Here is a 14,441-nt window from a genome sequence, read left to right on the forward strand (position 1 = left end):
CCTGGTCAGCTTTTGATAATAAAAGTATATCCTTCCGTTTCGCAATTCACAATACGTTATTTCGCCGTTGTTTCGGAAATGAATTTCGCAAGTTCTTCAAGCTGCTTATCATTTCCTTTGAACACGCCTGCCGGCATTTGGCCTTTTCCTTCAACAGCGATCTTTTTGATTTCTTCCGGCTTCAGTCCGGTGTCTACCAATGAAGGCCCGGCCGCTCCGCCTTGAAGATTATCCCCGTGACATGAAATACAGCCCTGCTCCTGAAAAATTTTATATCCTTCGGCACTGGTATCGATATCCGCTTCTTTTGTGATTTTCCCCTGCTCCTCCGCCTTTGCCCAGTCGTGAGTAGCTACGGACTGCCAGGTCAAAAATACAGCCGCGGAAATAGCCAAGAGCATCATCCCGACAGCCACGGGACGCTTCCAAGGCCTTCTTTCCGTTCCCCTGTCGAGAAATGGCGCCAAAAGCAGAGCGCCAAAGGCGATCCCCGGCATAATCATAGCGCCGACCACCGTAAAGCTCCCAGCGGCGTATTCATATTTCAAAAGCTGATATAAGAAAAGAAAATACCAGTCCGGCAGCGGAATATAACCTGTATCCGTCGGGTCCGCCATCCGCTCCAAAGGCGGCTGGTGTACAATCGTCAAAACAAGAAAACCGATCAGAAAGACAGCTCCGACCATCCATTCCTTCAATAAGAAATTTGGCCAGAAGGCTTCTGTTTTACCGGGATACTCTGAGTAATCCTTCGGTATATTCGGCTTTTTCTCAGCCGGTATCCTTGAGTCTCCTACAAATTTCATCCCTTTGCCCCGGTGCATGTCATCCCCTCCCTTTTATTCGCAGATCAAGTTTAAAGCGGTCCTGAAATCCCCTGCTTGCGGATCATAATAAAGTGTGCGGCCATCAATCCAAACAAGGCGGCAGGAAGAAAGAATACATGGATCGCAAAAAACCTAGTCAGCGTTTGGGCGCCTACAATATCCGGATGCCCTGCCAGGAGTGTTTTAACTTGCGTTCCGATCAAAGGAGTGGCTTCAGCGATCTGCAGCCCGACTTTTGTGGCAAACAGAGCCTTCATATCCCAAGGAAGCAAGTAGCCTGTAAACCCAAGCCCAAGCATGACAAAAAAGATTAACACACCGACTATCCAGTTCAGTTCCCGCGGCTTTTTATACGCCCCTTGGAAAAAGACCCTCAGCGTATGTAAAAACATCATCACAATGACCAAGCTGGCGCCCCAATGGTGCATTCCCCTGACAATCTGGCCGAATGCAACTTCATTTTGCAAATAATATACCGATTCCCAGGCATTTTTAATATCAGGCACATAGTACATCGTTAAAAACATCCCAGACAACACTTGGATAACGGTTACAAAAAACGTCAGTCCCCCAAAACAGTACACAAACGCAGAGAAATGATGGGCGGGATTCACATGTTCCGGCACTTCGTGATCGGCAATATCCCTCCACATCGGTGTAATATCAAGCCGTTCATCTACCCAGTCATAAATTTTGTTCAGCATGTCACCCTTCCCCCTTAGGCTTTGCTTTTCCAAGATACAGGAAGCCGTCTTTAACTTCTTGCTCGTAATGATCAAGAGGCGCAAGCGGCGGCGTGCCCGGGACATTGGTGCCGTCTTTTTCATAGAGTCCGTAGTGGCAAGGACAGAAAAATTTATTCGGATTTTTAGGATCGCTGTTCCAGTTCACCGTACACCCCAAATGCTTACAAATTGGTGAAAGTGCTACAATCTCATCCCCATTTTTGAAAACCCAAGCTGATCTCGATTCTTCCGACTCATACCAGGCATCGACTTGATTAATTTTGAAATCAAAGCGTTGCGGCTCTTTTGTCAGCTCATCTACGCTGACAACCTGAACCATGTCCTGCTTTCCTGTCGATTTTAATACCGGGTCGAGTGCAAAGCGAACCATAGGCATGAGCATACTAGCCGCCATAAACCCCCCTACGCCTGTTAGCGTATAATTTAAAAATTGACGTCTCGATATATCATGTCTTCCGCCCATCTCTTCTCCCCCCTCAAGGTCAACCCTGCAAACTGACTAAAATAGAAAATATTTCATAACTCTAGACACCCTCATAATATATGAATCTCTCAGCAAGGTCAATATAGCCAAAATATTGTTTATAAGGAAATGTAAGTGTTTTTATGAAGCGTTCCATAACTGTAACAAAACGTTCAAAATTTCAGCTGTGCGTTCATCTAATATTTTTCTTTTTATGGAGTCATTTAAGTGCTCTAACGGAACAGAAGGCGCAACAATAATCTTCCCCAATGACTCTTCGCTACTCCAATGATCATCAGCTGTCAGCAGTACAACATGCTGAAAATCGGATTTGGCCTCCTCCTGTAAATCTTTCAGCCCTTGAACGGTATTTTCATTTCTATCAACATATGTATAAGCAGGCAATAAATATACCCGTCCTTTTAACTGCCTTTCCAATTCGTCCGCTAGAAGCTGCGTAAATTCGCCTCTTTCTGCTGCTATTTTTAATTGGCTCCCCATTTTTATGTTAATTAATGGTATGACAGCGGTATCAATGTAATCTTTAGATTGTAAATAGTCCTTGGCATCAGGCATTTTCCACCTCATCATCGTTCTCCCCTTTTTACGACAACGAGCCTTGCATTACACTGCAAGGCTGGTCATGTTATGTGAGCTGATTCAATTGGTGCGATAATTGTTCAAATGCTTCTTTATCGTGACGATCGAGCGCATCGTCAATGTCTTTTAATAATTTTTCTCTTTGGAATGTAGAAATGGCGTGCTCCAGGATTTGTTCAGCCAGCCCCTGATCTTTTTTGTTTTCAAACAGATCTTTCGGAATGTGAGGGTTGGACTCCAGCACCGCCGCATACTCAGGAGAACTGTAGGCTGAACGGAAATTAAGCTGGATAAACAAATCCTGCTGTTTATTTAATCTAATATCATGAAAAGATTTTTCCGCGTCGGTTGTCATGACATTCTCTTTATAAAACCGAAACGGAACTTCTTCAACACAATGTGTTGACATTATAATGCCTCTCGGGCAAAATTCTGCCTGCTCTACAAAATGAACCTTTTCCATTAAAGAATCGTGGCTCATTAAGTAGTTCAAGATCCATACGCACTCTCTGCGCTTTAGCTGATAATGGTTTAAAAACCAACGGATAAAATCCTTTTTCTCATTGACAGAAACAGGGGTCTGCATGTAATTCCCTCCTCTATCGTTCGTATAATCTATACTTATATGTTCCACATAAGCGGTTAAAATTCCTGCTTATCTCGAAAATTCATCCTCGATCCGCAAGATTATTTCTTCCAGCTCTTCATTGGCTCCGTCTATTTCGAGTACCTTTTTCAATAGCGGCAGCGCTTCTTGTTGGAGGCCTTCTTCTAATAAAAAGGTTGCGTATTCGTATAAGAAATCTCTGTCCTCACGATAGTGAAGAAAAGCAGCTTCAAAGGATTGTTTTGCTTCTTCGTACTGCTCTAATTCGGTGTAAGCGCTGGCCAGATACCAATTGTATTTCGGATCTTCTTCCCCGTAGCCCCGCACCTCTTGAATCAGATCAATAATTTGCTCATAATCCTCTTCCTTATGATACACAGCAAGTAAAGTATGGAGTGCTTCAACGAAGCCAGGATCAAGAGCAAGCGCTTCCTGAAGAAGTTTTTTCCCTTCTTCTGACTTCCCGATTTTTAACGCCATCTTCGCGGCATAGAGGAAAAGCTCTTTGTTATATTCATCATACCTGATACCCTCTTTTGCCGTTTTTAATGCCTCTTCATACATCCCTTCAGCCTCATAGCTTTTTGAAAGCGGCATATAAAGTGATGAATAGGATGGATCAAGCTCCTTTAAATCGGACAGCTGTTTAATAGCCGTTTTGATCAGTCCCGCCTGCGAGGCTGTAAATCCATAGCCGAAAATTGTATTAGGGTCAGGATTCTCATCTACAGCTTTTTCATACCACGGAATGGCCTCCTCAAAATCTCCTGATGCACTTAGCGATTCCGCCAGTCTTTGGTGGACATTAACGCCTCCGATCTCACTCTGCTCCCCAGCCGTTCTTTTAAAATATTGAACAGCTTTTGCATAGGCTCCTTGAGTAAAGTATAGCTCGCCTAACGCAAAATCAATGATTGGTTCATTTTCAAGAATAGACTTTGCCTGTAAAAGCTTTTGCTCACTTACTTCGAACAGCCCCTGCATCTGATAAAGATCAGCCATGAGCAGCAGGCTTTCCGGATATGATGGGTCTGATTCCGGGATCGTTTCCAGCACAGCTAATGCTTTTTCTTCTTCGTCAATATCTATTAAAAGTTCAGCATAAAAATTCGTCAGTTCTGTTTCATTCGGATATAAATCATGCAAATCACTGATCAGTGAGATCGCTTTCTCTACATTTCCCCACTCGTAATAAAGCTGTGCTGCGATGGCTTTATCTTCATCATGAAGCTGTTTTTCGGCCTTCGAGAGGGTGTTGAGTCCCTTTTCTGTTTCTCCTGCTTCAACTAATTTTATGGCTTCTTGAATTAATGTATTCAAATCGGACCGGTCCTTTCTTTTCCTAACAACATCAATCATACATAAAAGTCTTATTTGTTCGGGTTAATCCTATCATAATTCAGAGGAAAGCCCTCGGCAAATAAGATGCTTACACTGTACGTCAAGGAATTTCTGAGTCTTATTAGTTTATCAAAAGATCCTGCGATAGCAAATAAAAAAAGGAAGATAGCCCTCTATTACAGTAACAGCCCTTGACCTGCCGACTTGTAAGTAAAGCACCCCTCCCTCTTTTTTTGTTTTTATATGCCTCTATAAGACAGGCTATGTTTTTTTCCTTCGGTTTATGACTGATAAACGCTCACACAACAAATCCTGAAGCATAAACTTCAGGATTTGTTTGAAAGCTTATTTAAATGATCAAAAAAGTTTGGATATGACACATGAATGGCGTCTGTCTGTCCGATCTCAACCGGCTCTTCTGTTAAACAGGAAGCTATGCCTAGCATCATCCCGATCCGATGATCTCCATGACTTGATACTTTCGCGCCGCCTTTGAGAGTTTGTTTGCCGTATACCTTCATTCCGTCTTCAGTCGGTTCAATCTCAGCACCGAGCTTTCGAAGCTCTGAAACAACTGTATCGATACGGTTCGTTTCTTTCACTTTAAGCTCTGCGGCATCCTTAATGACTGTTGTTCCCTCCGCCTGAGTCGCAAGAAGGGCAATAATAGGAATCTCATCAATCAAACGCGGAATAATATCTCCGCCAATTTCAACCGCTTTAAGAGATGACGTTTCAATGATCAAATCTCCATAAGCCTCTGCGCTTTCATCAACAGATGGTATGATTTCAAGCTTTGCCCCCATGTTTTGAAGCACATCGATGACACCGGTCCGAGTCGGATTTAACCCCACGTTTTTCAGTACAATTCTGCTGTTTGGAATCATTGCGCCAGCTGCAAGGAAAAACGCGGCTGAAGAAATATCTCCGGGAACAAAAATATCTGCAGCCGTAAGCTGCTGGCCGCCTTTTATGGAGACACTTGTCTTGTCCTCTGCCAGTTTCACTCCGAAAGCAGACAGCATCCGTTCAGTATGATCTCTGGATTTATGAGGCTCGGTGACAGTGGTAGTTCCCTCAGCCTGCAACCCGGCAAGCAGAACAGCCGATTTAATTTGCGCGCTGGCCACAGGTGATACATAGTCAATGCCTTTTAATGTACCGCCGCTTACTGACAGCGGTGTAAATTCTCCGCCGGCTCTGCCGTCAATTTTAGCGCCCATTTGTTTCAGAGGTTCTGTTACACGCTTCATTGGGCGTTTCGCAATGCTTTCATCCCCAGCTACCGCGCTGTAAAAAGGGCGGCCCGCAAGGATTCCGAGCATCAGACGAATCGTTGTGCCTGAATTACCGACGTCTAACAGACTTTCTGGTTCTCGCAGGGAATCCATCCCTTTCCCGTGAATGATCACATCACTGCCGTTTCGCTCAATTTGAACGCCCATCTTACTAAAGCAATCGATGGTGCTCAGACAGTCTGCTCCCGGCAGAAAATTTTTAACAGTTGTTGTGCCTTTCGCAAGCGCGCCAAACATAACAGAGCGGTGAGAAATGGATTTATCACCGGGGATATGTATTTCGCCGTTTAGCGCCTGCACCTTTTCTCTTTTCATTGTTTCCACCTCAATCAGCATAAAAAGTTTCGTATTCCGCGCGGGCTTCTATGCACTGTTCGGCCCGTTTGCGGTCATCATCGGATTGAAAACTGATCCTTAAAATCCCGTTAATATCTTCTCTCGTTTCAATAATGCGGATATTCGTTATACTGATGCGTTCCGCAGCAAGTATAGCCGTTATCTCGGAAATCACACCAGGATGATCCGGCACGTCTACGTATAAATCATAAAATGCCGGTATTGCGCCCTTCTGGCGGAGAGGCAGTCCGTCACGGTAGTCCTTTGCCGTTTTAAAATAATTGAATAGTTTTTCCGCATCTCCATGCTCTACATATGTCCGGATCGTTTCAATCTCACGAGTCCACTCATCAAAACGATCTAAAATCTTATCTTTATTATGTAACAGAATATCACGCCACATTGCAGGACTGCTTGATGCAATCCGGGTAATATCCCGAAAACCGCCGGCAGCAAACCGTTTCACAAGCGGATAAAGCTCTTCCGAGTGATGGGTCTGATGCACAAGACTGGCTGCAACAATATGCGGAAAATGACTGATCACGCTTGTTACGCCATCATGCTCTTCAGGCGACATTTCTACAAATTGGGCATTCGTCCCTTGCAGCAAATGTTTTAACTGATCGACCGCTTGTCTGTCCGTTTTACGGCCCGGGGTTAAAATATAAAACGCATTTTCAAACAGAAATTCCTTTGCAGCGGCAACTCCTGATTTATGCGAGCCCGCCATCGGATGCCCTCCGACAAATTGGTAGCCGGCAGGCAGCACTTGATCGGCGTAATGAACCACTTTTTGCTTTGTGCTTCCTACGTCAGTAATCAAAAGCGGATGCTTAATTTCTGAATGGGCCAGCTCATCAAGCATAAGCAGCGTTTGCGCAACAGGTGTTGCAATAATAACGGTTGCAGCTTTTTTCGCGCCGTCAATAAACGAATCAGCACTCTCGTCTATCACACCTAATTTTAAGGCAGCCACTACCTGCTCATCTGAGATATCGACCCCAATAATGCGTTTTTCCGGATGTTTTTTTTTGATGGCTAACGCAATAGAACCGCCTATCAATCCGAGACCGGCGAGCAATATTGTATCTTTGATTTGATTCATTCGTCATCACCTGGTTCATAGACTAAAGAGGTGATACTGATCACCTCTTATAAAATTTCAGCTAAAGTTGCGAGAATTTCCTCGTTTTGCTCTTTTGTGCCGATCGTAATCCGGAGTGAAGTCGGGAACCCTAATGCATTTCCTGATCGGACAATATAACCTTTTTGCAGCAATGCCTGAAACAACTCATCAGACGGGCGGTTAAAGTCTATTAAAACAAAGTTTGTCTGTGAAGGGTAGCACTTTAATCCGTGTGTTTCCGCAAAATCATAATACTGCTGAAGGCCTGCTTGGTTTTTCTCGATACAAGAAGCGATAAATTCTTGATCGTCAAGGGCTGCAATCGCTGCAGCCTGGCCAAGGCGGCTGGTGTTAAACGGCTCTCTTGCCGGCTCTATTTGGCGGATCAATTTTTCGTCAGCAATACCGTATCCGACTCTAAGCGCCGCCAGACCGTATGCCTTTGAAAACGTACGCAAGATCATCAGATTGGAATACGTATTCAAAAGCGGTATGCTTTCCGGGTAATCCTCAGCTGTTACATATTCATAATATGCTTCATCAAGAACAACGAGGACACGAGAAGGAACACGTTCCAGAAATGAAATCAATTCTCCTTCAGCTGTATAAGTGCCAGTCGGGTTGTTCGGGCTGCAAATCCAAACGACTTGAGTCTGTTCGTCAATCGCTTCAAGCATCGCGTCTAAATCATGAGAGCCGTCAGAACGAAGGGCAATTTCACGAACTTCAGCCCCTTCAATCACCGCATTATGCTTATATTGCGGAAAAGTCGGTGCTGCTGCAATCGTGTTTGTTTTGTCGTTTAAAAAAGCCCGGCATATAATTTGGATGATTTCATCTGAACCATTGCCGAAAATAAGTGATGTTTCGCTCACATTGAGGTGCTCACTGAGCCTTGTCCGCAAAGCTGCGCTATATCCATCGGGATAAAGCGCAAGCTGTTGAATTTCATGATGAAGTGCCTCTTTTGCAGCTTCCGAACAGCCGTACGGATTTTCGTTTGATGCAAGCTTCACGACTTTATCCAAGCCATATTCTGCTTTTACTGCTTCAATCGGTTTACCCGGCTGATAAGGCTTCAGTTGTTTTAAATGTTCTTTGATACGCAAATCCAGTCACCTCATTTTAAACTGTACAAACCGCCAAACGTCTTCGCGTAATCTTCAAACTCCTGCACTGCACGATCTCTCGTCTCAGTGCTGATGAGCCGATCCTTTAATTCTTCTATCTTTTTGACGAGCGCACTTCCCACTACGACACCGTCACAGATTTCATTCATCTTGACCACCTGCTCGCGGCTGGAAATACCAAACCCAACAGCAACCGGCACAGCGCTGAGATTCTTCACTGTCCGGATAAATGGATAAGATGATGAATTGAACTCATTTCGGACACCGGTCACACCTAACGAAGATACACAGTAGACGAAGCCCTCGGCTTGTTCAATAATCGTTTTCAAACGGCTTTCGCTTGTCGGTGCAACTAAAGAAATATACGTTACCTCATGGGTTTTGCATTCCGCTTGAAGGCTGGCGCTCTCTTCTAAAGGCAGATCCGGAACAAGCAGGCCGTCTATATGATTTTCCCGCAGTAAAGCGAAAAAGTATTCTTTGTTCAATTGTAACACAGGATTATAATACGTAAAGAGGATAATGGGAATATTGACGCCATTTTTTTTCATTTCTCCGCCTAATTCAATCGCATTTACAATATTCATCCCGTTCTCAAGCGCCCGTTTTGAAGCCCGCTGAATCACCGGACCGTCTGCCAGCGGATCTGAATATGCTACACCGATCTCAAGTGCCGTGGCACCCGCTTTTTGAAGAGACTTAGCCAGTTCGACTGAAACTTCCGGCAACGGATCACCCGCTGTAATAAACGGGATAAACAACTTTCCCGACTGCTGCAGGTCTGCTTTAAACATGCGCTTTCACCTCATCTTCCAATACGTTCATTAATGTGTTGACATCCTTGTCTCCTCTTCCTGATAAACAGACGAGGATAGTTTGATTCCGCCCCATCTCTTTTGCGATTTTAAATGCCTTCGCTAATGCATGAGCAGATTCGATCGCTGGTAAAATCCCTTCTTTTTCTGACAATAGTTTTAACGCATCTACTGCTTCTTCATCAGTTATGCTATCGTATGTGACACGGCCGCTTTTATGCAAATAAGCGTGCTCCGGACCAATTCCCGGATAGTCAAGTCCTGCTGAAATTGAATAAGGCTCAATAATTTGACCGTACTCGTCTTGAATGAGGTAAGTGAGCGAACCGTGAATCACACCGACAGTACCTTTCGTAATGGTAGCGGCATGAAGCGGGGTATCAATTCCTTTTCCTGCCGCTTCAGCACCGATCAGTTCAACATCTTCGTCTAAAAATGCCTGAAACATGCCTATCGCATTACTTCCGCCGCCTACGCAGGCAACGACTTTATCCGGCAGTGTTCCCTCAATGTCTTTCAGCTGATCCTTCGCTTCCTCTCCGATCATTTTTTGAAATTCCCGGACAATTTGCGGGTAAGGGTGCGGTCCGACGACCGATCCGATCATGTAAAAATGATCCTCACAATGCTGAACCCAATAGCGGATAGCCTCATTTGTCGCATCCTTCAGTGTCCCGTTTCCGCTTGTGACCGGCACAACCTCTGCTCCAAGAAGCTTCATTCGGAATACGTTCAGAGACTGGCGGGCGACATCCTCTTCACCCATAAATACAATGCAGGAAAAACCAAACTTTGCAGCAACCGTGGCGGCGGCTACTCCATGCTGTCCGGCACCTGTTTCTGCAATGATTTTCGTTTTGCCCATTTTTTTTGCAAGCAATGCCTGGCCTAAAGCATTGTTGATTTTATGGGAACCTGTATGGTTTAAATCTTCTCTTTTCAAATAAATTTTAGCGCCGCCTAAATGCTCTGTGACTCGATCGGCATATGTTAATGCTGTAGGCCTGCCGGAATATTCAGCTAACAGCTTATGATATTCTCCCCTAAAAACAGGATCATCCTTTATTTCCTTAAATGCTGTTTCAATTTCTTCTAACGGCTGCATAAGAGTTTCCGGAACAAATTTCCCGCCAAAATCGCCGTATCTGCCTATTTTATTCGGATATGGATACATATCGGTTCATCCTTTCTTCTAAGAGCCTAATCAGTTTGACATCTTTTTGCCCGTTCTTTTCTATTCCGCTGGCAAGATCGACTCCGCCCGGTCTCCATTTCAATAAGTCTGCGATTGTGTCGGGATTCACACCGCCTGCGATGAAACACCGTTTCCCCGTTTGTTCAGCTTTCTGCTGATATTCAGGCACACACTCCCAAGCAAAAGCCACTCCAGTCCCGCCTCTTGCCCCTTTTACAGATGAGTCAATCACAAAACCGTCTACAGAATCGTTAAAGCGGTCCAAATTCTGAATTGCTGTGCTGTTATGATGGAGCGCCTTCCATATTTCACAATTTGTCAGCAGACGGAGGACTTCAGCATCCTTTGGTGTCTCATCACCATGAAGCTGGATGACGTCAAGCTGCAAATCGTCTGCTATACGGGCAATCGTTCCCAGCGACTCATTCACAAAAACGCCTGCAATCTGTTTCTCGGTACGAACTTGGCTCAGCCACTTTCTCACATCTGCCGGAGATACTTTTCGTTTACTGTCAGCAAAAATAAAACCCAGATAATCTGCCTGTGAATCCGCTGCAAGCCTCAGGTCCTGCAGTGACCGTATACCGCAATACTTTAATGCCGGTTTTTTCACATCCTCACTCCCCATACAAAGCATGGATTGCTTTTTGCTGTGAATGCTGTCTCATCAATGACTCTCCGATTAGAACAGCTCGTGCTCCATGTTCTTTGACAAATGTTAAATGTTCTAAAGAACCAATGCCGCTTTCACTGACAAGCAAGCATTCTTTCGGAACGAGGGATGCAATCTGTTTCGTCTGTTCGAGCGAAGTTTCAAACGTTTTTAAGTTTCGATTATTAATACCGAGAATATCAGGGGTGAATACCTTTACTATTTGTTCAAGCGTCGTTTGATCATGAACCTCCACTAACACGTCCATTTCCTTTTCCCCTGCTTCGAGATACAACTCGTGAAGCTGTACGGGATCAAGCACCTCTCCGATTAACAATATGGCATCTGCTCCGATTCTCTTTGATTCCTCCACTTGAATCGAATCAATAATAAAATCTTTTCTCAGCACCGGAATCGAAACAGCACGCTTTACGTCTGATAAATAACTGTTTTTCCCTTGGAAAAACGGAAAGTCAGTTAAAACAGAAAGCGCGTCTGCCTGCGCAGCTTCATAGTCTTTTGCAATCTGCTCCGGAACAAAATCTTCTTTAATGAGTCCTTTTGACGGCGACGCTTTTTTGACTTCAGCAATCAATCCGATAAAACGGTTCGGGGTAGCCAGCGCCTCTTTAAAAGACCGTTTTTCAAAAGGCTGCTCTTCTGGCAGGATGAGAGTTTTGACTTCTTCTTTTTTTTGATTGATTATGTTTTCAAGCATAGATCTCTCCCTCTTTCTGTTTCAATCTATCGAGCTGCGCTGCGGCACCTCCGCTTGCAATCGTTTCTAACGCAAGCTCCGTTCCTTCTTTCAGTGTTTCGGCAATACCCGCCGTGTATATCGCAGCGCCGGCATTAAAGGCTGTAATATATAAAGCTGATCGGCTGCTTTTATTTTCAAAAATATTCTGAATCAGATGAGCGCTTTCTGTCGGTGACTGCACCTGTATATCTTCAAGTCTGCCATTTTTGAAGCCGAAGTCTTCGGGTGAAACAGTATATTCCCGGCGCTCTCCATCCTTTATTTCAATCACATCGGTCGGTGATGTAACCGAAAGCTCATCTAAACCGTCACGGCTTGCTGCGAATAGTACATGCTTCGGCTGGAACATTTCCAGTGCGCTTGCCATCAATCCCGCTTTTTCAGCAGAATAGACACCGATCACCTGACGCTTCGCCTGCAAAGGATTGCTGAGCGGTCCGAGCAGATTAAAAATCGTTCTGAATCCGAGCTCTTTTCTTGTACCTGCCACATGTTTCATGGACGAATGATAAAGCGGCGCAAAGAGAAATCCCATGTTATTTGTTTCAATGCTGACTCTGACTTCTTCAGGAGTGGTTTGAATTGGTATCCCAAGCTCTTCAAGAACATCGGCACTTCCGCTTTTAGAAGATACGGAGCGATTGCCGTGCTTTGCAATTTTAGCTCCTGCTGCTGAAGCAACGATTGCCGATGCCGTTGAAATATTAAAGGTAGAGATGCCGTCACCGCCTGTACCGCATGTGTCAACCACATCATGAAGTCCGTCTACCGTAAGGGCATGTGTCCGCATGGCCTTCACAAAGCCCGCCAGCTCTTCTGCAGTTTCGCCCCGATGAGCCAGGATTGACAATATACCGCCCATTTCAGAAGGAGTCATTTCTGCTGTCATCATCATATTCATAAGCGCTTCCGCTTCAACAGCAGTAAGTGTCTTACCGTCAACGCACGTTTGCAGAAATTGGTTCATCGGCTTCATCCCCCTTGCTACGAAACATGTCTTCAGCAATATGAATGGTTTTCAGCAGTGCGCCCGCTTTGTTGCAGCTTTCTTCATATTCGGCTTCCGGCACAGAATCAGCAACAATACCTGCTCCAGCCTGTATCGATGCAACACCGTTTTTTACGCTCATGGTCCGGATCGTAATACAGGAGTCGATATTCCCGTCAAATCCGATGTAGGCGATGCAGCCGCCGTATGTCTCTCTCGGTGTCGGCTCCAGTTCATTTAAAAGCTGCATGGCGCGGATTTTTGGGGCCCCGGTTAAAGTTCCCGCAGGAAAAGCCGACATTAGCGCATCGACAGGGTGAACTCCCTCTTTCAACCTTCCTGTGACGACTGAAATGATGTGCATAACATGTGAAAATGAGACGATCTTTGTGAACTCCGGCACAGCAACCGATCCATACTCTGCCACTCTGCCGATATCATTTCGAGCTAGATCAACGAGCATATAATGCTCCGCTTTTTCTTTCTCATCTTTCATCAGCTCAATTTTGAGTTTTTCATCTTCCTCTTTGTCTGCGCCTCTTTTTCTTGTTCCGGCAATCGGATGGATTTCCAAATGCCCGTCTTGAACGTGGATTAACCGTTCCGGAGAGCTGCCGACAATCTCTCTGTCCGGGAGTTTTATATAATACATATACGGCGAAGGATTGACGATTCGCAGCACTCTGTACAATTCAAAGGAATCTGCTGTTATCGGAATCTCAAATTTTTGTGACAGGACACCTTGAAAGATGTCGCCTGCATTTATATATTCTTTGATCTTTTCTACATCTGCCATAAACGCTGATTTTTCGTAATTTGAAGATACCGTATCGAAACCAGGCGTCTTATATGACTCAGATGAAAGAAACAGTTCTTTTATGTTTTTTTGATCCATCATTTTATCAATGAGGCCTTGGAGCTCTCGGTGATTTTTATTGAACACAGCAATTTTTTCAGCTTCAGTTTCTTGTCCATTCAATCTAGCATACTGAATAAAGTGGACGTTTTTTGTTTCATGATCATAAGCAATTAATGTGCTGCAAACAAACAGCATACACTTTTCAAATTCCGTTTCCTTCCTGTGGCGAGGAACAGAAGGTTCAATCATCGGGATCATATCATAGCTTAAATACCCGACAGCTCCGCCTACAAAGGGAATGGCAAGCTCTGGCGTTTTGATTTTGTATGCTGCATTCATCCAATCCAGAACCTCTTTTAATTCTTTTCCAGTGTAAAGGGATCGGTCATTCTCATCTTGAGCAGTAAAATCATTTTGCTGTTCTTTGATCGTGAGAAATGGCTGAAGGCCGATGAACGAATATCTGGACCAATTTGATGTGTCATCCTTGCTTTCAAGAAGGTAAGTGATCTTCCTGTCCAGCTGCTCGATCATTTGGATAGGTGTCAGTGTGTCAACTGTGAATGTCTCCACAATCGGTATGGTGCGGTAGGACATACTGTCCTCTAAAAATGCAGAAATGTTTGATTGGAAATTCATTGCTCTCACTCCTTTTGGCAAGGAGAATGAGAAGAAGGCATGAGAGGGAAAATCAAAGA

General features: G+C 44.5%; 15 protein-coding genes. All 15 read right to left on the reverse strand.

Going from position 1 to position 14,441, the window contains the following annotated elements; genetic code table 11:
• Positions 1–56: 56 nt before the first annotated feature.
• Complete coding sequence (locus WA325_RS03020; protein WP_010334724.1) at positions 57–824, reverse strand: menaquinol-cytochrome c reductase cytochrome b/c subunit; 768 nt, start codon at positions 822–824, stop codon at positions 57–59.
• Positions 825–856: 32 nt separating this feature from the next.
• Positions 857–1,531, reverse strand: coding sequence for a menaquinol-cytochrome c reductase cytochrome b subunit (qcrB, locus tag WA325_RS03025; RefSeq protein WP_003225560.1), 675 nt, complete (start codon positions 1,529–1,531; stop codon positions 857–859).
• 1 nt (position 1,532) lies between these two features.
• Positions 1,533–2,036 (reverse strand): ubiquinol-cytochrome c reductase iron-sulfur subunit, encoded by a 504-nt coding sequence (locus WA325_RS03030; protein ID WP_010334725.1) that lies wholly within the window; start codon positions 2,034–2,036, stop codon positions 1,533–1,535.
• A gap of 141 nt (positions 2,037–2,177) precedes the next feature.
• The gene (locus tag WA325_RS03035) at positions 2,178–2,624 is read right to left on the reverse strand and encodes a YpiF family protein (protein WP_305934484.1); all 447 of its coding nucleotides are present in this window, start codon (positions 2,622–2,624) and stop codon (positions 2,178–2,180) included.
• A 58-nt stretch (positions 2,625–2,682) separates the two neighbouring features.
• Positions 2,683–3,222, reverse strand: a complete 540-nt coding sequence (locus WA325_RS03040) for a ReoY family proteolytic degradation factor (RefSeq protein WP_322008674.1) — start codon at positions 3,220–3,222, stop codon at positions 2,683–2,685.
• Positions 3,223–3,291: 69 nt separating this feature from the next.
• Entirely contained in the window at positions 3,292–4,563 is a 1,272-nt protein-coding gene (locus tag WA325_RS03045) for a tetratricopeptide repeat protein (protein WP_059336621.1), read from the reverse strand.
• A gap of 347 nt (positions 4,564–4,910) precedes the next feature.
• Positions 4,911–6,197 carry a 3-phosphoshikimate 1-carboxyvinyltransferase gene (gene aroA, locus WA325_RS03050; protein ID WP_336183191.1) on the reverse strand — a complete coding sequence of 429 codons (1,287 nt, stop codon included), beginning with the start codon at positions 6,195–6,197 and terminating at the stop codon, positions 4,911–4,913.
• Between the two features lie 10 nt (positions 6,198–6,207).
• Positions 6,208–7,323, reverse strand: coding sequence for a prephenate dehydrogenase (locus WA325_RS03055; protein ID WP_105954950.1), 1,116 nt, complete (start codon positions 7,321–7,323; stop codon positions 6,208–6,210).
• A 47-nt stretch (positions 7,324–7,370) separates the two neighbouring features.
• Positions 7,371–8,453 carry a histidinol-phosphate transaminase gene (hisC, locus tag WA325_RS03060; RefSeq protein ID WP_024121856.1) on the reverse strand — a complete coding sequence of 361 codons (1,083 nt, stop codon included), beginning with the start codon at positions 8,451–8,453 and terminating at the stop codon, positions 7,371–7,373.
• A gap of 11 nt (positions 8,454–8,464) precedes the next feature.
• Positions 8,465–9,268, reverse strand: a complete 804-nt coding sequence (trpA, locus tag WA325_RS03065; protein WP_336183192.1) for a tryptophan synthase subunit alpha — start codon at positions 9,266–9,268, stop codon at positions 8,465–8,467.
• Positions 9,261–10,463 carry a tryptophan synthase subunit beta gene (gene trpB / locus WA325_RS03070; protein ID WP_336183193.1) on the reverse strand — a complete coding sequence of 401 codons (1,203 nt, stop codon included), beginning with the start codon at positions 10,461–10,463 and terminating at the stop codon, positions 9,261–9,263. The genes trpA and trpB overlap by 8 nt, the downstream gene beginning before the upstream one ends.
• Positions 10,444–11,097, reverse strand: coding sequence for a phosphoribosylanthranilate isomerase (locus WA325_RS03075; RefSeq protein WP_127696823.1), 654 nt, complete (start codon positions 11,095–11,097; stop codon positions 10,444–10,446). The genes trpB and WA325_RS03075 overlap by 20 nt, the downstream gene beginning before the upstream one ends.
• Positions 11,098–11,101: 4 nt before the next feature.
• Entirely contained in the window at positions 11,102–11,854 is a 753-nt protein-coding gene (gene trpC, locus WA325_RS03080) for an indole-3-glycerol phosphate synthase TrpC (RefSeq protein ID WP_202852576.1), read from the reverse strand.
• The gene (gene trpD / locus WA325_RS03085) at positions 11,847–12,863 is read right to left on the reverse strand and encodes an anthranilate phosphoribosyltransferase (protein WP_202852577.1); all 1,017 of its coding nucleotides are present in this window, start codon (positions 12,861–12,863) and stop codon (positions 11,847–11,849) included. Before trpD ends, trpC begins: the two co-directional genes overlap by 8 nt.
• Positions 12,835–14,382: an anthranilate synthase component I gene (trpE, locus tag WA325_RS03090; protein ID WP_336183194.1), complete on the reverse strand. Its 1,548-nt coding sequence runs from the start codon at positions 14,380–14,382 to the stop codon at positions 12,835–12,837. Before trpE ends, trpD begins: the two co-directional genes overlap by 29 nt.
• Positions 14,383–14,441 lie beyond the last annotated feature (59 nt).

The organism is Bacillus sp. 205(2023) (assembly GCF_037027485.1).
GTDB classification, from domain to species: domain Bacteria; phylum Bacillota; class Bacilli; order Bacillales; family Bacillaceae; genus Bacillus; species Bacillus halotolerans.

What these genes read in the sequence shown, in the direction of transcription:
- trpA (WP_336183192.1), bottom strand. Translation starts at nt 9,268, where the DNA reads ATGTTTAAAGCAGACCTGCAGCAGTCGGGAAAGTTGTTTATCCCGTTT.
- trpD (WP_202852577.1), bottom strand. Translation starts at nt 12,863, where the DNA reads ATGAACCAATTTCTGCAAACGTGCGTTGACGGTAAGACACTTACTGCT.
- WA325_RS03055 (WP_105954950.1), bottom strand. Translation starts at nt 7,323, where the DNA reads ATGAATCAAATCAAAGATACAATATTGCTCGCCGGTCTCGGATTGATA.
- WA325_RS03035 (WP_305934484.1), bottom strand. Translation starts at nt 2,624, where the DNA reads ATGAGGTGGAAAATGCCTGATGCCAAGGACTATTTACAATCTAAAGAT.
- WA325_RS03020 (WP_010334724.1), bottom strand. Translation starts at nt 824, where the DNA reads ATGCACCGGGGCAAAGGGATGAAATTTGTAGGAGACTCAAGGATACCG.
- trpB (WP_336183193.1), bottom strand. Translation starts at nt 10,463, where the DNA reads ATGTATCCATATCCGAATAAAATAGGCAGATACGGCGATTTTGGCGGG.
- aroA (WP_336183191.1), bottom strand. Translation starts at nt 6,197, where the DNA reads ATGAAAAGAGAAAAGGTGCAGGCGCTAAACGGCGAAATACATATCCCC.
- WA325_RS03040 (WP_322008674.1), bottom strand. Translation starts at nt 3,222, where the DNA reads ATGCAGACCCCTGTTTCTGTCAATGAGAAAAAGGATTTTATCCGTTGG.
- trpE (WP_336183194.1), bottom strand. Translation starts at nt 14,382, where the DNA reads ATGAATTTCCAATCAAACATTTCTGCATTTTTAGAGGACAGTATGTCC.
- qcrB (WP_003225560.1), bottom strand. Translation starts at nt 1,531, where the DNA reads ATGCTGAACAAAATTTATGACTGGGTAGATGAACGGCTTGATATTACA.
- trpC (WP_202852576.1), bottom strand. Translation starts at nt 11,854, where the DNA reads ATGCTTGAAAACATAATCAATCAAAAAAAAGAAGAAGTCAAAACTCTC.
- WA325_RS03030 (WP_010334725.1), bottom strand. Translation starts at nt 2,036, where the DNA reads ATGGGCGGAAGACATGATATATCGAGACGTCAATTTTTAAATTATACG.